This is a genomic window from Terrabacter sp. LjRoot27, from assembly GCF_964254175.1.
Lineage (GTDB): Bacteria > Actinomycetota > Actinomycetes > Actinomycetales > Dermatophilaceae > Terrabacter.
Genome location: NZ_CAXUSS020000001.1, coordinates 2739598 through 2763306 on the forward strand (window position 1 = coordinate 2739598; position 23709 = coordinate 2763306).

The window sequence follows — 23709 nt, forward strand, 5'->3', positions numbered from 1 at the left end:
GCGCGGGGGCAGCGGGGAGGGTGGGACCGGCCCACGCGCCACGTCAGCCGGTCCTCTCAGCCGGCCCGACGCGTACGACCTCGGCCTCGGTGTCGAGGAACGTGCCGTAGGCGGCCGCGGCCGTCTCGACCTCGCGCCACCGCCGCGCCGAGAGGTCGACGAACGGCGAGACCTCGACGACCACGTGCTCCCGCTTCTGGACGCGACGCCACGTGCCGGCAACCTCGCCGTCGACGACGAGCGTCGGCTTGAACACCATGTTGCGCCCGGGCACGACCTTGACGAAGTGCTCGGGCGGCAGCGTCACCTCGCGCGACTTGTAGCCGAGGAGGAACTCGTCCCACTGGGGCAGCAGGTGCACTCCACCGGGACCGTCGGGGACCGGGCGCGCGTCCACGTGGGTGAGCCACGTCTGCCCGTCGAGCTCCGCGCGCACGATGCGGTCGCCGACGAGCGCGAGCGCCTCGCGCGTGAGTCCGAGCGGCTTGAGGAGCCAGCCGGCAAGGTCCTTCTCCGTGACGGGTCCGTGGCTCCGGACGTAGCGCTCGGCCACCGTCGCGAGTCCCTCCTCACGGGAAGGCTTGCGGGAGTGGGGAACCCACGAGTCGATGAGGACGAAGCTCGGTTGCCTGCCGATGACCGGCCCCTGGCAGATGAGACCGCTCATGCAGTGGTGGCCGATGAGGTGGTAGTTGCGCTGGTCGGTGGGGTCGATGCCGTGGGCGACGAGCAGGGCGGCGACGTCGGGACGGCTCATCGGCTCCCGCAGGTGCTCCTCGAAGAGCCGTCCGGACAGCTCGACGTCGGCCTCGGTGAGGCCGAGCTGGGCGAACCGCGTGGCCAGCGTCGTGCTGCGGGGCGCCGCGAGCAGCTCGCACATCCAGCGGGCGTCCTCGGCCGGGACCCAGTGGATCGTGCCGCGCATCGGCCACGTGCGCACGACCTCGCGGTCGACGACCGCCCGCTCGACCTGCTCGAGCGTCAGGCCCGAGCGCACCCCGAGCGACCACGCGCCGCTGCCGTAGTCCTGGGCCTGCAACGCGCCGAGCTCCCGGGCGACCGCCAGCGCCGACACGGGCCCGTCGCTGCCGAGCGCGGGCGCCAGTCCGAGCGCGGCCATCCGCGTCCGGCGCATCTGCCGGCGGTCAGCCTCGCGCATCAGCTGAGGCAGGCCGGACCGAGGAGGGCCTTGAGGTCACCGAAGAGCGCGGAGGTGGCGTTGACCCGGAGGGAGTCGTCGAGGGACATGAGCACCGAACGCCCGGGCTGGGTCAGCTTGACCTGCACCTCGGTGGCACCGGGGTGCTCCCCCAGCACGCGCTTGAGGCTCTCGGCCACGGCCGGGGTGGCCCGACCGAGCGGGAGGGTCAGCACGACCGGACCGCGCGGGCCCTCCTTGATGTCGGGGATCGTCAGCTCCTGGGCGAAGATCGAGATCGAGTCGTCGCGGGCGCTGATGCGACCCTTGACGGCGCAGACGGTGTCCTGGGCCAGCATCGTCGAGTAGGTCATGTAGGCCGAGGGGAAGAAGAGGCACTCGATGGCGCCGTCGAGATCCTCGACGGTCGCGATGGCCCACAGGTCGCCCTTCTTCGTGCGCTTGAGCTGGAGGCTCGTGATGAGCCCCGCCACGGTGACCGGGGTGCCGTCGGCCTTGGGGTCGTCGCCCATGAGCGAGGCGATCGAGGTGTCCGCGTGCGTGGCGAGGATGTGCTCGATGCCGAAGAGCGGGTGGTCGCTGACGTAGAGGCCGAGCATCTCGCGCTCGAAGGAGAGCAGGCTGGCCTTGTCCCACTCGAGCGTCGGCACGGGCGGCAGGCCGTCGAAGGCCCCCGGCCCGTCGGCGGCACCGGCGTCGGCGTCGTCGCCGAAGCTGCCGAAGAGGCTGTCCTGGCCGATGGCCTCCTGCTTCTTGACCTCGACGAGCGCGTCGATGTAGCGCTCGTGCACCTCGACCATGCCGCGACGGCTCTCGCCGAGGGAGTCGAACGCGCCGCCCTTGATGAGCGACTCGATGGTGCGCTTGTTGCAGACGACGGCCGGCACCTTCGAGAGGAAGTCCTTGAACGAGGCGAAGGCGCCCTTCTCCTCGCGGGCCTTGATGATGGCCTGCACGACGGGCAGGCCGACGTTGCGGATCGCCGCGAGCCCGAAGCGGATGTCGGTGCCGACGGCGGCGAAGTTGGCGATCGACTCGTTGACGTCGGGCGGCAGCACCTTGATGCCCATGTGCCGGCACTCGTTGAGGTAGAGCGCCGACTTGTCCTTGTCGTCGCGCACGCTCGTCAGCAGGGCCGCCATGTACTCGGCGGGGTAGTTGGCCTTGAGGTAGCCCGTCCAGTACGACACGAGGCCGTATGCCGCCGTGTGCGCCTTGTTGAACGCGTAGTCCGAGAACGGGACGAGGACGCCCCACAGCGCCGCGATCGACGCCTCGTTGAAGCCCTGGGACTTCATGCCCTCGGAGAAGGGGACGTACTCGGCGTCGAGGACCTCCTTCTTCTTCTTGCCCATGGCCCGGCGCAGCAGGTCGGCGTTGCCGAGGGTGTAGCCGGCAAGCTTCTGGGCGATCTCCATGACCTGCTCCTGGTAGATGACCAGGCCGTAGGTCATCCCGAGGATGGGGTCGAGGGCGTCGATCATCTCCTGCTGGAGCTTGCCCTTGAGCTGGGGGTCGAGCGGGACGACCTCCTGCTTGCCGTTCTTGCGCAGCGCGAAGTTCGTGTGGGCGTTGACGCCCATCGGGCCCGGTCGGTAGAGCGCGAGGGCGGCCGAGATGTCCTCGAAGTTGTCGGGCTGCATGAGGCGCAGCAGCGAGCGCATGCCGCCGCCGTCGAGCTGGAAGACGCCGAGGGTGTCGCCGCGACCGAGCAGGTCGTAGGTCGCGCGGTCGTCGAGGGTCTTGGACAGCTCGTCGAGGTCGATGTCCTCGTCGCGGTTGAGCTTGATGTTCTCGATGGCGTCGTCGAGGATCGTCAGGTTGCGCAGGCCGAGGAAGTCCATCTTGACCAGGCCGAGCGACTCGCAGCTGGGGTAGTCGAACTGCGTGATGATCTGGCCGTCCTGCAGGCGGCGCATGATCGGGATGACGTCGACGAGCGGCTCGCTCGACATGATGACGCCGGCCGCGTGCACGCCCCACTGGCGCTTGAGGCCCTCGAGGCCGAGCGCCGTCGCGACGACCTCCTGCGCCTGGGGGTCCTCGTCGTGGACGACACGGAAGTCGGCCGCCTCGTTGTAGCGCTTGGAGTCGGGCTTGAAGACGTCGGCGAGCGGCATGCCCTTGCCCATGACGTCGGGCGGCATCGCCTTGGTGAGCTTCTCACCCATCGCGAAGGGGTGGCCGAGGACGCGGCTCGCGTCCTTGAGGGCCTGCTTGGCCTTGATCGTGCCGTAGGTGACGATCTGGGCGACGCGCTCCTCGCCGTACTTCTCCGTCACGTAGCGGATGACCTCACCGCGGCGGCGCTCGTCGAAGTCGACGTCGAAGTCGGGCATCGACATGCGCTCGGGGTTGAGGAAGCGCTCGAAGATCAGGCCGTGCGGCACCGGGTCGAGGTCGGTGATGCCCATCGCGTAGGCGCACATGGAGCCGGCACCGGAGCCACGACCGGGTCCGACCCGGATGCCGTTGCGCTTGGCCCAGTTGATGAAGTCGGCGACGACGAGGAAGTAGCCCGGGTAGCCCTTGGAGACGATGACGTCCTCCTCGAAGGCCGCCTGCTTGCGGGCGTAGTCGGGCACCCCCTCGGGGAAGCGGCGCGAGAGGCCGGTCTCGACCTCCTTGATGAACCACGACGTCTCGTCCTCACCCTCGGGGCAGGGGAAGCGGGGCATGTAGCGCCCCTCGCCCTCGGTGAAGGAGACCTCGCAGCGCTCGGCGATGAGCAGGGTGTTGTCGCACGCCTCGGGCAGCTCGCGCCAGAGGTGACGCATCTCCTGGGCGGACTTGAGGTAGAAGTCGTCGGCGTCGAACTTGAACCGGTTGGGGTCCATCAGGGTCGAGCCGGACTGGACGCAGAGCAGGGCGGCGTGGGCCTTGGCGTCCTCGGCCCGCGTGTAGTGCAGGTCGTTGGTGGCCACGAGCGGCAGCTTGAGGTCGCGCGCGAGCCGGATGAGGTCCTTCTGCGTGCGCCGCTCGATGTCGAGGCCGTGGTCCATGAGCTCGACGTAGACGTTCTCGTTGCCGAAGATGTCGCGCAGCTCGCCGGCGACCTCGCGCGCCTCGTCGTACATCCCGAAGCGCAGCTTCGTCTGGATCTCGCTCGACGGGCAGCCCGTCGTGACGATGAGGCCCTTGCCGTAGGTCGAGAGCAGGTCGCGGTCGATGCGCGGCCACTTCGTGTAGACCTGGTCGAGGCTCGCGATGGAGCTCATCCGGAAGAGGTTGTGCATGCCCTGGTTGTTCTCGGCGAGCATCGTCATGTGCGTGTAGGCGCCGCTGCCCGAGATGTCGTCGCGGCCGCCGTCGCCCCAGCTGACCTTGGTGCGGTCGGTGCGGTGCGTGCCCGGCGTGATGTAGGCCTCGACCCCGATGATCGGCTTGACCCCGGTGCCCTGCGCCTTCTTCCAGAACTCGTAGGCGCCGAAGACGTAGCCGTGGTCGGTCGTCGCGAGGGCCGGCATGCCCATCCGCGCCGCCTCGCTGAAGAGGTCGCCGATCCGGGCGGCCCCGTCGAGCATGGAGTACTCCGTGTGCACGTGGAGGTGCACGAAGTTCGGGTCGTTGCGCGGGGCGGCTTCGGTCGACATCGTGGACGAGTCTAAGCCTCCGGGAGGACACTCCTCGGCGTGTCGGGACCGGGTGTCGTGGGCCCGGTGGGCCGAGACGCCGACGACCCCACCGTGCCGACCCGACGGCATACGCCACCAGCCTTCACGGTGAGGTCGAAGGTCAAGCCCTCAGAGGGTTCCGATGATGTCGAGGGCCCGCTGGAGGTCCTCCGGGTAGGGACTCTCGAAGTGGACGTACTCCCCCGTGCCAGGGTGCTCGAAGCCGAGCCCCACGGCGTGCAGCCACTGGCGGTCGAGCTTGAGCCGCGCCGCGAGCGTCGGGTCGGCGCCGTAGGTCGGGTCGCCGCAGCAGGGGTGGTGCAAGGCCGCGAAGTGGACCCGGATCTGGTGGGTGCGCCCCGTCTCGAGGTGGATGTCGAGCAGGCTCGCGTAGCGGAACGCCTCGATCACCTCGTAGTGGGTCACCGACGGCTTGCCGCTCTTCATCACGGCGAACTTGTAGTCGTGACCGGGGTGCCGGCCGATCGGGGCGTCGACGGTGCCGACGACCGGGTCGGGCAGGCCCTGGACGAGGGCGTGGTACGTCTTGTCGACCGTCCGGCTCCGGAAGGCCTGCTTGAGCCGCGAGTAGGCGGCCTCGCTCTTGGCGACGACCATGAGACCCGACGTGCCGACGTCGAGACGGCTGACGATGCCCTGGCGCTCCGGGGCTCCCGAGGTGGAGATGCGGTAGCCCGCCGCGGCGAGCCCGGACACCACGTCGGGACCGCTCCAGCCGACGCTCGGGTGCGCGGCGACCCCCACCGGCTTGTCGACGACGACGATGTCGTCGTCGTCGTGGACGATCGACATGCCCGGGACCGGCTGGGCGACGACCTGCAGGCCCGGCCGGTCCTCGGCGCGCGGCAGCGACACCTCGAGCATCGAGCCGGCCGAGAGCCGCTCTGACTTCGCGACCGCCTTGCCGTCGATGACGACGTGGCCGTCGGCGGCGAGGTCGGCGGCCTTGCTGCGCGAGACACCGAAGAGCCGCGCCACACCGGCGTCGACGCGCTCGCCCTCGAGGCCGTCCGGCACGAGCACGGTGCGCACGTCAGGCATGGTCGCCCCCGTGGCGCCGCGCCTCGTGCGTCTCGGGCGCGTCGGGCGTCCCACCGGTCTGCTGCGTCATGTCGGTCTCGCCGTTCGTGGTGGTCGCGCCGGTGGTGCGGGCGGTGGTGTCGTCGATGGTCTGTCCGGAGGCCTCGCCGGTCGTGGTCTCGCCGGTCGTGGTCTCGCCGGACTGAGGCTCGGTCGCTGTCGCGGTGGCGGCGCGACCGTGGTCGCGCCGGCCGTCGACGCCGATGCCGAGCAGCGCCAGGAGGACGACGAGGCAGGCCGCCGAGACGATCCAGATGTCGGCGACGTTGCCGATGAACCATCGGTTGTAGTCGATGAAGTCCACGACGTGGCCCTGGCCGCCACCCGGCGGGCGGACGAAACGGTCCGTGAGGTTGCCGACCGCGGCGCCGAGCAGCAGGCCGAGCGCGACGGCCCAGGCCAGCGACCCGAGCTGGCGGGCGACGACGATGATCGCGACGAGCACCGCGAGGGCGATGCCCGTCATGACCCACGTGTTGCCCGCCCCGAGCGAGAGGGCCGCTCCGGGGTTGCCGATGAGCTTGAGCCGGATGAAGTCTCCGACGAAGGGACGGGACTCGCCGTCGGCGAGCACGTCGAGGGCGACCATCTTCGTCAGCTGGTCGGTGACGAGGGCGAGGACGGCGACGACGCCGAGGACGACGAACAGTCGCCTGCGCCGGTCAGGCGTGGGACGGCTGTCGTCGGCGGGCGTCGAGCTCACGATCTCGGTCGAGGTAGTGGTGGACACGCCGTCGACCCCCGCGCGGGGGGTCGACGTGGCGTGCGTGGACGTCAGTGGCGGTCTTGCTTCTCCTGGCATGTCATGCACAGGGTCGCACGAGGACGGGCCTGAAGTCGAAGCTTGCCGATCGGGTTGCCACAGTTCTCGCAGATGCCGTAGGTGCCGGCTTCGAGCTGCTCGAGCGCGTGCTCGGCCTGGCGCAGGCTCGCGCGAGCGTTGGCGGCGACCGAGATCTCGTGCTCGCGCTCTGCCGTCTTGGCACCGGCGTCCGCCTGGTCGTCACCCGACCCGTCGCCCGAGGCGCGCAGCAGGTCGTCGAGCTCGTCCTCGGCGAGCTTGAGCTCGACGCGGTGCTGCTCGATCTCCTCGAGGAGGACGCCTCGCACCTCGCCGATCTCGTCCTCGCTCCACGGGCTCTCGTCGTCCTTGACCCGCAGCTGCTCGGCGATCTTGCGGGCGCTGGTCCGGTTCGTCGTGGTGCTCGCGGCCTTCTTGGTGGCCGTGCGGGGTCCTGCAGTGGAGCTCGTCGTCACGGATGCCTTCTTGGTTCGGGTCGCCGGGGCCTTGGCGGCGGACTTCGCGCTCGCGGCACCTGCTCGGGTGGACGTCGTGGCGGACGGCTTCTTCGCCGCCGTGGACCTGGTGGTGCTTCCAGCCGCCGGAGCGGACTTCTTGACGGGTGCGGCCTTCGTCGCGGTCTTCTTGACCGGCGCGGCCTTCGTCGCGGTCTTCTTGACGGGTGCGGCCTTCGTCGCGGTCTTCTTGACCGGCGCGGCCTTCGTCGCGGTCTTCTTGGCAGGCGCGGCCTTCGTCGCGGTCTTCTTGACCGGCGCGGCCTTCGTCGCGGTCTTCTTGACCGGCGCGGCCTTCGTCGCCGTCTTCTTGACCGGCGCGGCCTTCGTCGCCGTCTTCTTGACCGGCGCGGCCTTCGTCGCCGTCTTCTTGACCGGCGCGGCCTTCGTCGCGGACTTCTTGACCGGCGCGGCCTTCGTCGCGGACTTCTTGGCCGGCGCGGCCGTGGTCGTGGACGTCGTGGCGGCCGCGGTCTTCGTCGCGGACTTCTTCGCAGTCTTCGCCGCAGGCGCCGCCTTCCCGGCTGCGCCCGTCGTCCCGCTCGCGGTGGCCCGCTTGGCCGCGGTCGTCGCCGCTGCCGTCTTCTTCGCCGCCATCAGACCCTCCGTCGCTCAATCCGTCGACGCTGACAAGTGGGGCTGACAATAAGCCCCGCACGGGTCGCGCACAAACGCGAAACGCTTATGCGGGCGAAGTGTTCGCCCTTCGGATGCACCTCAGGCCGCCCGGGACGATGCCCGGACGGCCTGCGTGCGTCTGTTCGAGGTGGGACTCAGCCCTGGTTGCCGTCTCCGGCACCGGCGTGAGCCGGCTCCTGGACGCTCGAGTCGAGGTCGTGCAGCTGGCCCTCGATGTAGGACTTGAGGTTGCTGCGGTAGTTCTTCTCGAAGCCACGCAGCTCGGCGATCTTGCGGTCGAGCAGGCCCTTCTGCTTGTCGAGCTCCTCGAGCAGGGCCGCCTTCTTCTGCTGTGCCTCGGCGACCATGCCGGTGGCGCGCTCGCGTGCCTCGGTGAGCATCTCGTCGCGCTTGGACGTCGCCTCGGCGATCATCTGGTCGCGCTGCGAGGTGGCCTCGGCGATCATCTGGTCACGCTGGGACGCGGCTGCGGCGGAGATCTGCTCGGCTTCCTGAGTGGCCTTGTCGTGACGGCTCTGCCCGGTGTTGATGAGGTCGTCGTGGCGGGCCTGGGCCGCGGCGAGCAGCTCACGGTGACGGTTCTCGGCCTCGGAGATGAGCTCGTCGCGGCGGGTCTCGCCGGCGGCCACGTGCTCGTCGTGGAGGCGCTGGGCGAGCGCGATGACGCCCGCGGCGTCGACGTTGCCGGTCGCGGCGGCAGCAGCCGGTGCGGCAGCGGCAGCGGCAGCGGCAGGGGCGGCCGCCGGCGCCTTGGCGGCCTCCTCGCGCAGGCGGGCCGCGGTGGCCGCGGCTGCCTCGGCGTCGGCCTGGGCCTTGGCGGCCCGCTCCTCGGCGGCGCGGGCGTTCTCCTGGGCCTTGGTGAGCTTGCCCTCGGCGTCGGCGACCTGGGAGTTGAGGCCGTTGAGCTTGGCCTGCGCGTCGTTGAGCGCCTGCGAGTCGACGGCGGACTTGGCGGCTGCCTCGGCGCGGTCGGCCTCGGCCTTCGCACGGTCGATGCGCTCCTTGGCGACGCGCTCGGCGTTCTCGGCGTCGGCCTTGGCCTTGGCCGCGCGGTCGGTGGCGGCCTTGAAGGCGCGCTCCGCGTCCTGGATCTTCGCGGTGAGGCCGCCGAGCTTGGCGTCGTCACCGGGCCGGCCGACGGCCGGCATGGCCGCGGTCGCGCCGTCGGCTCGCACGGCCGACTGGTTCTTGCTCGCGCGGCAGTCGTTGAGCTGCTTCAGGTAGTCGTCACGCTGCTCGATGAGCGAACGCATCTCCGCCACGATCTCGTCCAGGAAGTCGTCAACGTCCCGCTCCTCGTAGCCACGACGGAACTGCGTGGTCTGGAAGTGCTTGTTGAGCACCTGTTCAGGCGTAAGCGCCATGTGTCACCTCGATACAGACGTAATGGTTCGGGTCAACGGTATCTAACGTTCCGGTCACGAACCAAAGCCATGCTCACCGGTCGGCGTGTGGACACCCGCGGTCCGTGCTGCGGGACGGGTGACCGCCGGTCGGTCAGAAGAAGCTCGGCACGTTGAGAGCGAGAGAGGTCAGCAACATCAGGACGAGGAAGCTGAGGTCGAGTCGTACGCCACCGAGGCTCGGTGACGGGATGACCTTGCGCAGGGCGCGCAGGGGCGGGTCGGTCACGGTGTAGACGGCCTCGGCGAGGACCAGGACGACCCCCGTGGGTCGCCACGACCGGGCCAGCACCTGCACCCAGTCGATGACGAAGCGGCCGATGAGGGCGATGAAGAAGGTGAAGACCACCACCCCGTAGATCGTCCAGAACGCGTCCATGTCGGTCAGTGTCCCTGATGTCGGGGCAGGAGTGTGAACCGGGGCCCAGGTCGATGGTCCTGTGACCCCGGTTCGCGCTCACGGCGGTGGACGGTCGGGCTCAGCTCTGGTTGAAGAATCCGCGGGTCGAGGCGGCCGGCGCCTCGGGCTCGTCGGCGGAGATCTCGACGTGGGCGGGCGAGAGGAGGAACACCTTGGAGGTGACCCGCTCGATCGTCCCGTGGAGGCCGAAGACGAGGCCGGCCGCGAAGTCGACGAGACGCTTGGCGTCGGCGTCGTCCATGTCGCTGAGGTTCATGATGACCGGCACCTGGTCGCGGAACCACTCGCCGATGTTCTTGGCCTCGTTGTACGTGCGGGGGTGGATCGTCGTGATGCGGTTGAGCGAACCGACCTCGACGTCGCGCACGACGGCGGCGACCGGCCGCTTCGTGGGCAGCTGCGTCACGGCAGCGGTGTGCTCGGTCTCGTCGTCGTAGCGGTCGGACTCGTCGTACGCGTCGTAGTCGTCGTAACGGTCGTGACGCTGGTCCTCCTCGCTCAGTCCGAGGTACACCATCGTCTTGCGCAGTGCCCCTGCCATGGCCAACTCCCAAAACGTCGGATTGTGATCGTTGACGACGTTACAGAAGTGACGGGCGTGAACCGAGGATTGCCGTGCCGACACGCAGGAGTGTCGCTCCGTGGCGCAGCCCCGCCTCGAGGTCGCCGCTCATGCCGGCGGAGATCCAGTCGGCACCGGGGTGCCGAGCACGTATGCCGTCCGCCACCTCCCGGAGGCGCGCGAACGCCGCGTCGGGGTCGGCACCCAGGGGCGCGACGGCCATGACGCCGCGCAGCTGCAGGAGCTGTTGTGCCGCAACGGCATCCGCGAGGGCCTCCGCGTCGGCGGGCAGGACGCCGCCGCGCGAGGTGTCGCCGTCGAGGCTCACCTGCAGCAGCACCTGGACGGTCCGGTCCGCGGCGTGGGCGCCCTTGGCGAGCGCGCCGACGAGCTTCGGGCGGTCGACCGACTGGACGACGTCGGCATAGCCCGCGACGTGCGCCGCCTTGTTGCTCTGGAGCTGCCCGATGAAGTGGAGGGTCAGGCCCGGCGCGCCGGCCTCCGAGAGGGCGTGTCGGACCTCGCGGAACTTCTCGGCCGCCTCCTGGTCGCGGTTCTCGCCGAAGTGCCGGACGCCGAGCTCGTGGAGCAGCAGCACGTCGGAGGCCGGGAAGTACTTCGTGACGACGACGAGGGTGACGTCGCCGGGATCGCGTCCGGCCTCGGCACAACCGCGCTCGATGCGCTCGTGCACGGCGGCGAGACTGTCGCGCAGCTGCTCCCGCCGGGCCGGGTCACCTCCCGACACCACGCCGGTCATGGACCCACCGGCCGCAGCGCGACGATGCCGGCGAAGCGGCCGGTGCGGCCGTCGCGCCGGTAGGAGTAGAGGTCACCGGTCTCGCGGGTGCATCCCGGAACCCATTGCACCGCAACGTCGGCCGCAGCAAGCTGCTCGACGACTCCGGCTGCCACGTCGATGGCCGGCGTGCCGGTCCAGGAGCGTGCAGCGGCCGCCGCCGAGGTCTCGGCGGCGGTGCGCGCCATCTCGGCGGGGACCTCGTAGCAGCGGCCGCAGACAGACGGTCCCACGGTCGCCGAGACAGCCGTCGCGCCGAGGTCACGCATCGCCGAGACGGCCCGACCGACGATCCCCGCGAGCATCCCGGGGCGGCCGGCGTGCACCGCCCCCACGACGCCGGCGCCGGCATCGTGCAGCAGCACCGGGACGCAGTCGGCGACGAGCACCCCGAGGGCGAGATCGGTTGCGCGCGTGACGATTCCGTCGACGGCAGGCGGCTCACCGACCCACGGCCCGTCGACCTGCACGACGTCGGCGCCGTGCACCTGGTTCATGAGGACGAGACGCTCTCGCGGGAGGTCGATCTCGTGGGCGACGGCGGTGCGGTTGCCCTCGACGTCAGCGGGGTCGTCGCCGACGTGCCCGCCGAGGTTGAGGCCGGCATACGGCCCGCTCCCCCGGCCGGCCGATCGGCCCGTGAAGGCGAGGTCGACCGCACGGGCGTCGCCGTCGCTGGGGGTGGTGGTGCGCCAGTAGAACACGATGACAAACCTATCCCGCGGACCCGCCGGGCCCTGCGACGGACCGCCCCGTGGCGGTCCGGCGCCGGGACGCCGACGGGCGGGAGACGCTGAACGCGTCTCCCGCCCGTCGAAGCGGATCTCGGCCTCGGGCCGCCCTCGCTCCTACTTGAGGAAGTCGGGCACGTCGAGGTCGTCGCCCTCGTCGAACGTCACCTGGCGTGGCGGCTGCTGCGCCGGCTGGGCCGCGGGGGCCGGAGCGTGGTGCTGGGGCTGCTGCGCCGGGGTCGCAGGCTGCTGGGTCGGCAGCTGCTGGGCGGGCTGCTGCTGGTGGTGCACCGGGGCCGGCTGGGCCTGCTGGGGCGCTGCCTGCTGCGGAGCGGCCTGTGGCACGCCGTTGGAGTGCTGCGGCGCCGACTGCTGCGGGGCCGGCGTGGCCGGACGCTGCTGGGCCGGCTGCGACCGGCCCATGACCTGCCCGAGGGCGCGGTCGTCGTGCCGCTGGCTGGGGCCGCCGCTGTCGAAGCCCGCAGCGATGACCGTGACCCGGACCTCGTCGCCGAGCGCGTCGTCGATGACCGCACCGAAGATGATGTTGGCCTCCGGGTGCGCGGCCTCCTGGACGAGGCGCGCGGCCTCGTTGATCTCGAAGAGGCCGAGGTCGGAGCCGCCCTGGACCGAGAGCAGCACGCCGTGGGCACCGTCGATGGACGCCTCGAGCAGCGGGCTGCTGATGGCCAGCTCGGCGGCCTGGACGGCCCGGTCCTCACCGCGCGCGGACCCGATGCCCATGAGGGCCGAGCCGGCACCCTGCATGACCGACTTGACGTCGGCGAAGTCGAGGTTGATGAGTCCGGGGGTCGTGATGAGGTCGGTGATGCCCTGGACACCGGAGAGCAGGACCTGGTCGGCCGAGCGGAAGGCGTCCATCATCGAGACGTTGCGGTCGCTGATCGACAGCAGCCGGTCGTTGGGGATGACGATCAGGGTGTCGACCTCCTCGCGGAGGCTGCCGATGCCCGACTCGGCCTGGTTGGCGCGACGGCGACCCTCGAAGGTGAACGGGCGCGTCACGACACCGATCGTCAGGGCACCGAGCTCGCGGGCGATGCGGGCCACGACGGGAGCGCCGCCGGTGCCCGTGCCGCCGCCCTCACCGGCGGTGACGAAGACCATGTCGGCCCCCTTGAGGACCTCCTCGATCTCCTCGGCATGGTCCTCGGCGGCCTTCTTGCCGACCTCGGGGTCGGCGCCGGCGCCGAGTCCGCGCGTCAGCTCGCGGCCGACGTCGAGCTTGACGTCGGCGTCGCTCATGAGCAGCGCCTGGGCATCGGTGTTGATGGCGATGAACTCGACACCCTTGAGGCCGACCTCGATCATGCGATTGATGGCATTGACGCCGCCGCCGCCGATGCCGACGACCTTGATGACGGCCAAGTAGTTCTGCGGTGCTGCTGCCACGAGAGTGGGCCTTCCTGACTGGTGGTGCCGGTGCTGCGGGTGGTCTGGGGGACGGGCGGTGCGTGGTGTGGGTGGTGCGGCTCGTTCCGAGCCTGTAGCCCTCAAACCTTAAACGTAGACATAAAGGTTACAGTTTGGTCACGAACCAGTGCCCTGACGGTATGACGAGGCACAGGGTCGATCAACCCACGGCGCGGCGTGTCGTCGCGGGGATTGCCCCAATTCCGAGGGCCGCGCCCCAAGGGCCACACCAGCACCACCGGACACTCGGGTCCCGACCGCCGGGATCACCCTCCCGCGGCCGGACTGCGGCCCCGTGGCCGGGTCCCCATGTCGGACGGCCGGCACCGCGTGGGCGTCAGCGGGTCACCGGCGACGACGGGACGCTGACGTCGATCGTCGAACCCGGTTCTGGCAGAAGGATCTTCACGAGGTCGGCCTTGCGCTTGCCGTCATCGGCGCCACCCCAGACGACCGTCTTGCGCTTCTCGCCCTTGGCCTTGACCGTGAAGGAGACCTGGTCCGCCGTCGACACCGACACTCCGGAGACCTCGGCGCGCAGGGTGGGGTCGAGCGACCCCAGCGCCGCCAGAGCCGCCTCGACCCCGGCCTTCGTGACCTGCGACGCCCCGGAGCTGACGAGCGGCACGCCGGCGGGGGCGCGGTCGACGGTGCGGAAGGCGACCCCGTCGCGGTCCACGACATCGACCTCACCCTGAGGGTTGCGGACCGCGAGCACGGCGACCCGGGGGGTCACGGTGATGACGACGGTGTCGGGCAGCCCTCGGCCCACCGTGACCGCGCTCCATGCCTTGCCGGCGAGCAGCCGCTGGGTGACGGCGTCGGTGTCGACGCGCATGAGGGGCCCGCCGAGCGGCACCCGGGCGACGGCGCGCACCTGTGCCGAGGCGGCCGCGCTCACACCGTGGACCTCGACCCGCGACGCCGTGAGCGCGTTGCTGAACCAGCCCACCCACACGAGCAGGCCGGCGAGCAGCACCACGCCCGCGAGCACCCCGGCGACGAGGCGGGGCCGTCGACGGGCGGCCGCCGCGCGTCGCTCGAAGCGCGTGCGCGACGAGGCGAGGCCGGTGCCCGCGACGCGACGACGGGCGGTGCCGTGCTCGAGCATCATGGCGTCCCTCCCCCGAGGATCCGCAGCACCTCCGGGCCGATCATGGTGACGTCGCCCGCGCCCACGGTGAGCACGAGGTCCCCGGGACGGGCGAGGGCGGCGACCCGACCGGCGACCTCCGACCACGAGGGCACGTAGTGGACCTCGACCTCGGGGCGGGCGGCGGTCACCGCATCGGCGACGAGGCGGCCGGAGACCCCGGGCACGGGATCCTCGCGTGCGGCGTAGACGTCCATGAGCACCACGACGTCCGCCGGCGACAGGCCGGCGCCGAGCTCGGCGGCGAAGTCGCGCGTGCGGCTGTAGAGGTGCGGCTGGAACACGACGACGAGCCGGCCGCTGTCACCGACGAGGGCCTTGGCGGTCTCGACGACCGCCGCGACCTTGCCCGCGTTGTGGGCGTAGTCGTCGACGACGACGACTCCTCCGGCCTCGCCCTTCGGCTCGAAACGGCGACGCGTGCCCGTGAAGGACGCCAGCCCGGACAGGACCTGCTCCGGTGCCTGACCGAGGCCGTGGACGGCGGCGGCGTACGCGGCCGCCGCGTTGAGGGCGTTGTGGCGCCCCGGCACGCCGAGGGTCATGCGTCGCTCGGTGCCCTCGTCGAGGAGGGTGACGGAGGACGTGACGCCGTCCTGCTGGTGGTCGGCCAGGACGACGTCGGACGACGGGTCGAAGCCGTACGTGACGACACGCGTCCCCGCCGCGCGGGCACGCTCCGCGAGCGCCACCGCCCCGGCGTCGTCGGCGCACGTGACGAGCAGGCCTCCGGGACGGATCGTGCCGACGAACGCGTCGTAGGCCGCCTGGACAACATTGAAGTTCGAGTAGAAGTCGAGGTGATCCGGCTGCACGTTCGTGACGATCGCGACCTCGGGACGGTAGACGACGAACGAGCCGTCGCTCTCGTCGGCCTCGACGACGAAGATGTCGTCGGAGCCGTCGTGGGCGTTGGTGCCGTGCTTGGCCAGCTCACCGCCGACGGCGAACGACGGGTCGAGTCCGCAGCCCTGCAGCGCCACCGTCAGCATCGAGGTCGTCGTCGTCTTGCCGTTGGCGCCGGCCACGGCGACCGGTCGGCGACCCTGCATGAGCGCAGCGAGCCCCTGGGCGCGGTGCAGCACGGGCACGCCCCGCTCCCGGGCGGCGACGAGCTCGACGTTGTCGTCGCGGATCGAGGAGCTCATGACGATGGCGTCCGCGCGCTCCTGGTGCCCCTCGTGGAAGCCCACCCAGACGCCGGCGCCCTCGCTCTCGAGAGCCTTGAGGACGGGCACGTCCTTGGCGTCGCTGCCCGTGACGCGGATGCCGCGCGCGAGCATGATGCGGGCGACCCCCGACATGCCGGCCCCGCCGATGGCGAGGAAGTGCACACGACCGAGCTCGTCGGCACCGGGCACGGGAGCCCGGAAGTCGAAGCGCGCCGCCGCGAACGGGTCGTCGACGGTGGGGGTGCGCGGGGTCTGGGTCACGTGCGGTTCCTGCCTTCTGCGGCCTGGTCGACCAGGTCGGCGAGCTTCTCGTCGGCGGCGGGTTCGCCCAGCGTCCGGGCGGCCGCCGCCATCCGGGACACCCTCTGGCGGTCGGTCGCGAGCCCGACCAGCACCGCGTCGACCCACGCCGGGGTGAGGTCGGCGTCGTCGACGAGCAGGCCGCCACCGGCGGCGACGACGTCGGCGGCGTTGACGCGCTGCTCGCCGTTGCCGACGGGTAGCGGGACGTAGACGGCCGGCAGGCCGACGGCCGTCAGCTCGCACACCGTGTTGGCACCGGAGCGTGCGACGACGAGGTCGGCGGCGGCATACGCCAGCTCCATCCGGTCGGCGTACGGCACCACGACGTAGGGGGCACCACCAGAGGTGGGCTCGGGGACGAACTCCTTGCCCAGGCCCGTCACGTGCAGCACCTGCACTCCCGCGCTGCTCAGCTCGGTCACGCGAGCCCGGAAGGCGTCGTTGAGGCGCTGCGCGCCGAGGGATCCTCCGGTGACGAGGACGGTGGGCCACTGTGGCTGGAGCCCGAAGTGCACGAGGGCCTCGGCACGGACGGCAGCGCGGTCGAGCGTCGCGACCTCTCGGCGCAGCGGCATGCCGATGCGCTGCGCGTGCGGCAGCGAGGTGACCGAGAAGGTCGTCGCCACGGCGCTCGCCCAGCGGGCGCCGAGACGGTTGGCCAGACCCGCACGGGCGTTCTGCTCGTGGACGACGATGGGGACGTGACGGCGCCGCGCGGCGAGGTAGGCCGGGGTGCTGACGTAGCCGCCGAAGCCGACGACGACCTCGGCGCCCGTCTCGTCGATGGCGGCACCGGCGGCGTCGACAGCCGCCTTGAGCCGGCCGGGGAGGCGGAGCAGGTCGACGCTCGGGCGACGCGGCAGCGGCACCTTGGGCACGACCCTCAGGTCGTAGCCGCGCGCGGGGACGAGGCGCGCCTCGAGCCCCTCCTGCGTGCCGAGCGCCGTGACCCGCAGATCGGGGTGGCGCCGACGGAGCGCGTCCGCGAGGGCCAGCAGCGGCGACACGTGGCCGGCACTGCCTCCCCCGGCGAGCAGGACGGAGGTGGGCGAGGACAGGGGGATCACCGGCTTCTGCGACGTTGCGGGACGGACCGCACGCGGGACGGGAGCACCGCGAGCGACCGACGGACGAGACTCGGGCGCGCGTCGAGCAGCGCCTTGCAGCCCGGCTCGTTGCGCGCGAAGGACAGCAGGATGCCGAGGGCGAGCAAGGTCGTCACGAGGGAGGACCCGCCGGCCGAGACGAGCGGGAGCGGGACCCCGATGACGGGGAAGAGCCCGATGACGGCCCCGATGTTGATGATGGCCTGGCCGAGGAGCCACGCCATGATGCCGAAGCCGGCGATGCGCACGAACCGGTCCTGGGTGCGGCTCACGAGCCGGAAGCAGGCCCACGCGAGGATGCCGAAGAGGAGCAGCACCATGAGCGTGCCCGGCAGCCCCAGCTCCTCGCCGATGATCGCGAAGATGAAGTCGTTGTGGGCCTCGGAGAGCCACTCCCACTTCTCCTTGGACGCGCCCAGGCCGACGCCCCACCACCCGCCGTCGGCGAGGGCGTAGAGACCGTGGACGGACTGGCCGCACCAGCCGTCGGGGTCGGCGTTGCACGAGGGGCTGAGCCAGTTCGCGATGCGGCTCGTGCGGTTGTTGCTGCCGGTCACCATGACCACGACCCCGAGGGCGGCGAAGCCACCCGCGATGGCGAAGACGCGCTTCGGCGCGCCCGCCACGAGCAGGACCGCGGCGACGATGACGAGCACGACCATCGCCGTGCCGAGGTCGTGCCCGGCGAGGATGAGCCCGATGACGATCGTGGCGATGGGCACGAGGTAGGGCAGCACGACGTGGAGCATGCTCGCCATGCGCGACGACTTGTTGGCGAAGATCACGGCACCGACGAGCACGAGACCGACCTTGGCGAACTCGGCCGGCTGGAACTGGATCGGCCCGATCGCGAGCCAGTTGCGGTTGCCGTTGACGGTCTTGCCGAACGGGATGACGGCCGCGAGCAGCAGCACCGACACGATCATCGTCGGGAAGGCGAGGCGCTTCCACGAGGCCACCGCGACCCGGCTCGCCGCTCCGGCCGCGGCGGCGCCGATGACGGCGAAGAGCAGCTGGCGCAGGAAGACGGTGTAGGAGGCCTCGTCGGCGAGCAGCTGCTCGACGCTCGAGGCCGAGAAGACCATGATCAGCCCGAAGACGACGAGCGTCGACGTGGCTCCGAGGATGAGGTAGTACGTCGTCAGCGGCGACTCGAGCTTGCCGATGACGGGCAGCGACCGGTGGCCCGTGTCCACAGCGGCGCCCTTGGCGCCCGGGGCGCCCGACTTCTCGTCAGCGGTGGTCGCGCTCACTCCAGCCCCCCGTGTGCCTCGAGGTGCCGCCGGACCGCCTCCTCGAAGGCGTCGCCGCGGGCTCCGTAGTTGGTGAACATGTCCATCGACGCCGCGGCCGGCGCGAGCAGCACGACGTCGCCCGGCTGGGCGAGGCGGGCAGCCTCCCTGACGACACGGTCCATGACCCCAGTGTCGGTGTCGGACACGTCGACCACCGGGACATCCGGCGCGTGTCGGGAAAGGGCCTGGGCGATCTGATCACGGTCGGCACCGATGAGCACGACGCCCCGAAGCCGGGACGCCATCTCCTCGACGAGGCTGTCGACGTCGGCTCCCTTGAGCAGGCCGCCCGCCACCCACACGACGGAGTCGAACGAGCGGATCGCCGCGGCGGCGGCGTGCGGGTTGGTGGCCTTGGAGTCGTTGACGAAGCGGACGCCCTTGACGGTCGCGAGCTCGGCGATGCGGTGCCGGTCGGGACGGAAGGCCCGCAGACCGTCGCGCACGGCGATGGGTCCGACGCCGTAGGCCCGGGCCAGCGCGGCGGCCGCCAGGGCGTTCGCGACGTAGTGCGGTGCCACCGAGGGAGCGTCACCCCGCAGGTCGGCGATCGTGCACAGCTCGGCCGCCGAGCGCTGGCGCTGCTCGACGAACGCGCGGTCGGCGAGCACGTCCTCGACGACGCCGACCATCGACGGGGCCGGGATGCCCGTCGTGAAGCCGATGGCGCGGCACCCCTCGACGACGTTGGCCTCCATGACGAGCTGCTCGGTCTGGATGTCGGCCACGTTGTAGATGCACGCGAGGTGGGTGTTCTCGTAGATCTTGCCCTTGGCCCGGAGGTACTCGGCGTAGCTGCCGTGCCAGTCGATGTGGTCGGGCGCGACGTTGAGCACGGCGGACGCGACGGCCGAGACCGACCGCTGCCAGTGCAGCTGGAAGCTCGAGAGCTCGACGGCCAGCACGTCGTAGGGCTCGGGGTGGAGCACGGCCTCGAGCAGGGGGGTGCCGACGTTGCCCGCGGACGTGGCGCGCAGGCCGGCCGCGCGGAGGATCGAGGCGAGCATGTTGACGGTCGTCGTCTTGCCGTTGGTGCCGGTGACCGTGAGCCACGGGGCGGCGCCCTCCTGGGCGCGCATGCGCCAGGCGAGCTCGACCTCCCCCCACACGGGTATGCCGGCCGTGGCCGCCGCGAGCATGAGCGGATCGTGCGGGGGCACCCCGGGCGAGGTGACGACGAGCTCGGTGCCTGCCGGCGGCTCGACGACGTGCTCGGGGCCGAGGCGGACGTCGACGTCGAGGATCTCGAGGATCGTCGCGCGCTCGCGGATCGCCTCGGTCTCGTCGCGGGAGACCGCCGTCACGCGGGCGCCGCGGTCGGCGAGGGCGTCGGCCGCGGCGAAGCCGGAGACCCCGAGACCGACGACGAGGACGTTGATGCCCGACCAGTCGGCGTCGCGGTGGGTCAGCCCCTCGCGGGGCTCGTAGAGCGGGTCGAAGCTCACTGGGACCCCACCACCCACTCGGCGTAGAAGACGCCGAGGCCGAAGGCGACGAAGAGCCCGGCGATGATCCAGAAGCGGACCACGACCGTCACCTCGTTCCACCCGACCATCTCGAAGTGGTGGTGCAGCGGCGCCATCCTCAGCACCCGTTTACCGGTGGTCTTGAACGACGCCACCTGGGCGACCACCGACAGCGTCTCGAGGACGAACATGCCGCCGAGGATGATGAGGAGCAGCTCGGTGTGGGTCGTGATGGCGAGACCGGCGAGCGCGCCACCGAGGGCGAGGGAGCCCGTGTCGCCCATGAAGATCTTGGCAGGCGTCGCGTTCCACCAGAGGAACCCGAAGCAGGCGCCCATGCCCGCGGCGGCGACGAGCGCGAGGTCGTGCGAGTCGCGCACCTCGTAGCACTTGATGCCCGGGTTGGTCTGGCAGTTCTGGTTGAAGGTCCAGATGCTGATGAGGACGTAGGCGCCGAAGACCATCGTCGAGACGCCCGTCGCGAGGCCGTCGAGGCCGTCGGTGAGGTTCACGCCGTTGGACGCGCCCGCGATCATGACGTTCGCGAAGATGACGAAGAGGATGACCCCGACGACGGTGCTGCCACCCAGCGCGAGGCTGATGTTCGTGTCGCGGACGAACGACACGAGCAGGGACGCAGGCGTGCGGTACTGCTCGTTGGGGAACTGCAGCGCGAGCCCGGCGAAGGTGACGCCGACGAGGGCCTGCCCCAGCAGCTTCTGCTTCGACCGGAGGCCGAGGCTGCGTTGCTTCGTGATCTTGATGAAGTCGTCGAGGAAGCCGACGAAGCCGAGCCCGGCCATGAGGAAGAGCACGAGCAGGCCGCTGGCCGTCGGCGGGTTGAACGTCAGCAGGTGTGCCAGGAAGTAGGCACCGAGCGTCGCCGCGAGGATGACGGCACCACCCATGGTCGGCGTGCCGCGCTTCGTGTGGTGCGACGTCGGGCCGTCGTCGCGGATGAACTGGCCGTAGCCGCGCTTGACGAGGAACTTGATGAACAGCGGGGTGCCGAACAACGAGATGAGCAGCGAGATCGATGCTGCGAGAAGGACGCCCTTCACCGCGAGACCGCCTCTCCGGAGGTCGTGGGGACGGGTGTGGTGGTGCGCGCGCCACCCTCGGAGGCGAGGCGGTCGCCGAGCCAGCGCAGTCCGCTGTCGCGGCTCGACTTGAGCAGGACGACGTCGCCGGCCCGCACGCGGGCGGCGAGCAGGTCGTGCGCTGCGTCGGTGTCGGGCACCCACTCCGAGCCCGGGACGGCATCGGCGAGCGGGCGGGCGCCCTCGCCGACGGCCACGACGTGGTCGAAACCGCGCGACACCGCATACGAGCCGACGGCCGCGTGCTCGGCGTCGCTGTCGGGACCGAGCTCGAGCATGCCGCCGAGGACGGCCCACCGCTCCCCCGTCGCGTGCATCGCGGCGACGGCGTCGAGCGCGGCCCGCATGGAGTCGGGGTTGGCGTTGTAGGCGTCGTTGACGACGACCACGCCGTCGGGCCGGTCGGTGATCTCCATCCGCCAGCGGCTCACGGCCTCGGCGGCGCCGAGCCCGGCCACGACCTGGTCGAGCGACAGCCCGAGCTCCAGCGCAGCGGCGGCGACGGCGAGAGAGTTGCCGACGTGGTGGGCACCGCTCTGGCGCAAGGAGACCCGAGCCGAGCCCTGCGGGCACACGAGGGTGTATGCCGCCCTCCCGCGCTCGTCGAGGCTGACGTCCTCTGCCCGGACGTCCGCCTCGGGCGAGAGCCCGACGAGCTGGACCCGCGACGCGAGACCGGTGGCCATGGCGGCGACGACGGGGTCGTCCGCGTTGAGGATCGACAGCCCCTCGGCGGGGACGGCCCTCGGCAGCTCGGCCTTGGCGCGGGCGATGTTCTCGCGCGACCCGAACTCGCCGATGTGCGCGGTGCCGACGTTGAGCACGATCGCGACCTGGGGCGGTGCGATGCGGGTGAGGTAGTCGATGTGTCCGATGCCCCGGGCGCCCATCTCGGCGACGAGGAAGCGGGTGGTCGGGGTGACGCGGCACACCGTGAGCGGCACGCCGATCTCGCCGTTGAGGGAGTTGACCGGTGCGACCGTCTCGGCCACCGACGACAGGACGGAGGCGAGGAGGTCCTTGACGCTGGTCTTGCCCGACGAGCCGGTGACGCCCACGACCCGCAGCTCCGGCGCGCGGTCGACGACGCCGCGGGCGAGCCGGCCGAAGGCCGCCTGGACGTCGTCGACGACGACGCACGGCACGCCCTCGACCGGACGCGAGGTGAGGGCGGCGACGGCTCCGGCCGAGACGGCGGCCGCGACGAAGTCGTGCCCGTCCGCGGTCTCGCCGAGCCGTGCGACGTAGAGGCTGCCCGGGCCGCACTCGCGGGAGTCGGTGCTCACCGGGCCGTCGACGACGACCGCCTCAGGCGTGTCGGTGCCGTGGACGGAACCGCCGGTGAGATCGCGGACCTCGCTGAGGGACAAGGCGATCACGACGTCACCCCCGACGAGGTCACGGCTGCGAGGGCGGCGCGCACGGCGTCGCGGTCGTCGAACGGGTGCTTCACTCCGTGGATCTCCTGACCCTTCTCGTGTCCCTTGCCGAGCACCACGACGGTGTCGACAGGGCGGTCCTCCCCCGTGTCGACCACCGCGAGCGCGATGGCCTCGGCGATCGCGCTGGAACGCGCGCCGCCGTCGATGATCTCGGACGCCCGCGCCGACCCGGCACCGACCTCCTCGCGAGCCCCGGCGATGACGGCCGAACGGATCTCGGCGGGGTCCTCGGAGCGCGGGTTGTCGTCCGTGACGACGACGACGTCGGCGCGGCGGGCTGCGGCAGCGCCCATCGCCGGTCGCTTGCCACGGTCACGGTCGCCCCCCGCGCCGAGCACGGCGATGAGCCGTCCCTCGGTCGAGGCACGCAGCGCGGCGAGGGCCGCGTCGACGGCGTCGGGAGTGTGGGCGAAGTCGACGACGCAGCGCGGACCCTCGGGGCCGCCGGCCGCCACGACCTCCATGCGGCCCGGGACGTCCGGTGCCACGGACATGGCGGCCTCGACCTCGGTCGGCGCGAGGCCGATCCGCAGGAGCGCGAGCGCGGCGAGGGCGGTGTTGGCGACGTTGAAGTGGCCGGGCAGGTGCGAGACGAGGCGCAGAGCACGGCCCGACGACCGCTCCCGCAGGGTGAACGCGCCACCGTCGCCCTCCTCGGCGACCCAGTCGGCGTCGCGCCCGCCCTCGGTGGTCGTCGCGAGGGTCGTCACCGGGACGGTGGTCTCGGTCGCGAGCCGTCGGCCCCAGGCGTCGTCGACGCACACGACCGCGGCGCGGGAGCGCAGCGGCGTGAAGAGGGAGGCCTTGGCCGCGAAGTAGTCGTCCATCGAGGCGTGGAAGTCGAGGTGGTCCTGCGAGAGGTTGGTGAAGAGTGCGACGTCGTAGACGACGCCGTCGACCCGGTGCAGCTCGAGGGCGTGGCTCGACACCTCCATGATGCAGGCGTCGATGCCCCGCTCGGCCATGAGTCCCAGGAGGGCGTGCAGGTCGGTCGCCTCGGGCGTCGTGCGCACCGACTCGACGCGCTCGTCACCGATACGCGTCTCGACGGTGCCGATGAGCCCCGTGCGCTGGCCGTGCGCCCGCAGCGCCGACTCGACGAGGTAGGCCGTCGTCGTCTTGCCGTTGGTGCCCGTGACACCGAGCATCGTCAGCGACTCCGAAGGCCGACCGTAGACCTGCGCCGCGACGTCGCCGAGGACGCCCCGAGGGTCCTGCGTCACGATGACGGGCACCGTGAGGTCGGCCAGCTCGGCGAGGCCGGCCGTGTCGGTGAGGACGGCGACGGCTCCGGCGGCCACGGCGTCGGCGACGAAGCGCGCGCCGTGCACGTTGAAGCCCGGCAGGGCCGCATACAGGTCGCCCGGGAGCACGGCTCGGCTGTCGAGCGTGACCCCTGTCACGACGGCGTCGACGCCGGCTCCGGAGGCCACCTCGGCCCGGATCCGGGTCGTCAGGTCGCGGAGGTGCACACCCGACGTGGCGGGTCGAAGGGGGGAAGGTGACACGTCAT

19 protein-coding genes are annotated in these 23709 nt (G+C 71.4%); all 19 read right to left on the minus strand.

The genetic code is table 11. The features are described 5' to 3' along the window. Nucleotides 1–43: 43 nt before the first annotated feature. The 19 genes from ACSQ2D_RS12815 to ACSQ2D_RS12905 all read right to left on the minus strand — a co-directional run bounded on the left by ACSQ2D_RS12815 (nucleotide 44) and on the right by ACSQ2D_RS12905 (nucleotide 23704). Nucleotides 44–1159, minus strand: coding sequence for a winged helix DNA-binding domain-containing protein (locus tag ACSQ2D_RS12815; RefSeq protein WP_435986322.1), 1116 nt, complete (start codon nucleotides 1157–1159; stop codon nucleotides 44–46). Further along, nucleotides 1159–4752, minus strand: a complete 3594-nt coding sequence (gene dnaE / locus ACSQ2D_RS12820) for a DNA polymerase III subunit alpha (protein ID WP_435986323.1) — start codon at nucleotides 4750–4752, stop codon at nucleotides 1159–1161. The genes ACSQ2D_RS12815 and dnaE overlap by 1 nt, the downstream gene beginning before the upstream one ends. A gap of 150 nt (nucleotides 4753–4902) precedes the next feature. Next, nucleotides 4903–5835 (minus strand): RluA family pseudouridine synthase, encoded by a 933-nt coding sequence (locus ACSQ2D_RS12825; RefSeq protein WP_435986324.1) that lies wholly within the window; start codon nucleotides 5833–5835, stop codon nucleotides 4903–4905. Then, nucleotides 5828–6604 carry a signal peptidase II gene (gene lspA / locus ACSQ2D_RS12830; RefSeq protein ID WP_435986325.1) on the minus strand — a complete coding sequence of 259 codons (777 nt, stop codon included), beginning with the start codon at nucleotides 6602–6604 and terminating at the stop codon, nucleotides 5828–5830. Before lspA ends, ACSQ2D_RS12825 begins: the two co-directional genes overlap by 8 nt. A gap of 44 nt (nucleotides 6605–6648) precedes the next feature. Continuing rightward, nucleotides 6649–7767: a TraR/DksA C4-type zinc finger protein gene (locus ACSQ2D_RS12835; RefSeq protein ID WP_435986326.1), complete on the minus strand. Its 1119-nt coding sequence runs from the start codon at nucleotides 7765–7767 to the stop codon at nucleotides 6649–6651. Between the two features lie 176 nt (nucleotides 7768–7943). Further along, nucleotides 7944–9173: a DivIVA domain-containing protein gene (locus tag ACSQ2D_RS12840; protein WP_435986327.1), complete on the minus strand. Its 1230-nt coding sequence runs from the start codon at nucleotides 9171–9173 to the stop codon at nucleotides 7944–7946. Nucleotides 9174–9306: 133 nt separating this feature from the next. After that, a complete protein-coding gene (locus tag ACSQ2D_RS12845) occupies nucleotides 9307–9591 on the minus strand; it encodes a YggT family protein (protein ID WP_020144665.1) in 285 nt (94 codons plus the stop codon). A gap of 100 nt (nucleotides 9592–9691) precedes the next feature. Next, nucleotides 9692–10174, minus strand: coding sequence for a cell division protein SepF (locus ACSQ2D_RS12850; protein ID WP_435986328.1), 483 nt, complete (start codon nucleotides 10172–10174; stop codon nucleotides 9692–9694). Between the two features lie 40 nt (nucleotides 10175–10214). Further along, the gene (locus tag ACSQ2D_RS12855) at nucleotides 10215–10955 is read right to left on the minus strand and encodes a YggS family pyridoxal phosphate-dependent enzyme (protein WP_435986329.1); all 741 of its coding nucleotides are present in this window, start codon (nucleotides 10953–10955) and stop codon (nucleotides 10215–10217) included. Continuing rightward, on the minus strand, nucleotides 10952–11698 hold the full coding sequence (locus ACSQ2D_RS12860) for a polyphenol oxidase family protein (RefSeq protein ID WP_435986330.1): 747 nt from the start codon (nucleotides 11696–11698) through the stop codon (nucleotides 10952–10954). Before ACSQ2D_RS12860 ends, ACSQ2D_RS12855 begins: the two co-directional genes overlap by 4 nt. A 144-nt stretch (nucleotides 11699–11842) precedes the next feature. Further along, complete coding sequence (ftsZ, locus tag ACSQ2D_RS12865; protein WP_435986331.1) at nucleotides 11843–13138, minus strand: cell division protein FtsZ; 1296 nt, start codon at nucleotides 13136–13138, stop codon at nucleotides 11843–11845. A 358-nt stretch (nucleotides 13139–13496) separates the two neighbouring features. Further along, complete coding sequence (locus ACSQ2D_RS12870; RefSeq protein WP_435986332.1) at nucleotides 13497–14273, minus strand: cell division protein FtsQ/DivIB; 777 nt, start codon at nucleotides 14271–14273, stop codon at nucleotides 13497–13499. Continuing rightward, the gene (murC, locus tag ACSQ2D_RS12875; RefSeq protein WP_435986333.1) at nucleotides 14270–15745 is read right to left on the minus strand and encodes a UDP-N-acetylmuramate--L-alanine ligase; all 1476 of its coding nucleotides are present in this window, start codon (nucleotides 15743–15745) and stop codon (nucleotides 14270–14272) included. The genes ACSQ2D_RS12870 and murC overlap by 4 nt, the downstream gene beginning before the upstream one ends. Continuing rightward, a complete protein-coding gene (murG, locus tag ACSQ2D_RS12880) occupies nucleotides 15742–16854 on the minus strand; it encodes an undecaprenyldiphospho-muramoylpentapeptide beta-N-acetylglucosaminyltransferase (protein WP_435986334.1) in 1113 nt (370 codons plus the stop codon). The genes murC and murG overlap by 4 nt, the downstream gene beginning before the upstream one ends. Next, nucleotides 16851–18146 carry a putative lipid II flippase FtsW gene (gene ftsW, locus ACSQ2D_RS12885; RefSeq protein ID WP_435986335.1) on the minus strand — a complete coding sequence of 432 codons (1296 nt, stop codon included), beginning with the start codon at nucleotides 18144–18146 and terminating at the stop codon, nucleotides 16851–16853. Before ftsW ends, murG begins: the two co-directional genes overlap by 4 nt. Beyond that, nucleotides 18143–19633 carry a UDP-N-acetylmuramoyl-L-alanine--D-glutamate ligase gene (murD, locus tag ACSQ2D_RS12890; protein ID WP_435986336.1) on the minus strand — a complete coding sequence of 497 codons (1491 nt, stop codon included), beginning with the start codon at nucleotides 19631–19633 and terminating at the stop codon, nucleotides 18143–18145. Before murD ends, ftsW begins: the two co-directional genes overlap by 4 nt. Then, nucleotides 19630–20715, minus strand: a complete 1086-nt coding sequence (gene mraY / locus ACSQ2D_RS12895; protein ID WP_435986337.1) for a phospho-N-acetylmuramoyl-pentapeptide-transferase — start codon at nucleotides 20713–20715, stop codon at nucleotides 19630–19632. The genes murD and mraY overlap by 4 nt, the downstream gene beginning before the upstream one ends. Beyond that, nucleotides 20712–22133, minus strand: coding sequence for a UDP-N-acetylmuramoyl-tripeptide--D-alanyl-D-alanine ligase (locus ACSQ2D_RS12900; RefSeq protein ID WP_435986338.1), 1422 nt, complete (start codon nucleotides 22131–22133; stop codon nucleotides 20712–20714). The genes mraY and ACSQ2D_RS12900 overlap by 4 nt, the downstream gene beginning before the upstream one ends. Further along, entirely contained in the window at nucleotides 22130–23704 is a 1575-nt protein-coding gene (locus ACSQ2D_RS12905; RefSeq protein WP_435986339.1) for a UDP-N-acetylmuramoyl-L-alanyl-D-glutamate--2,6-diaminopimelate ligase, read from the minus strand. Before ACSQ2D_RS12905 ends, ACSQ2D_RS12900 begins: the two co-directional genes overlap by 4 nt. Nucleotides 23705–23709: the final 5 nt, after the last annotated feature.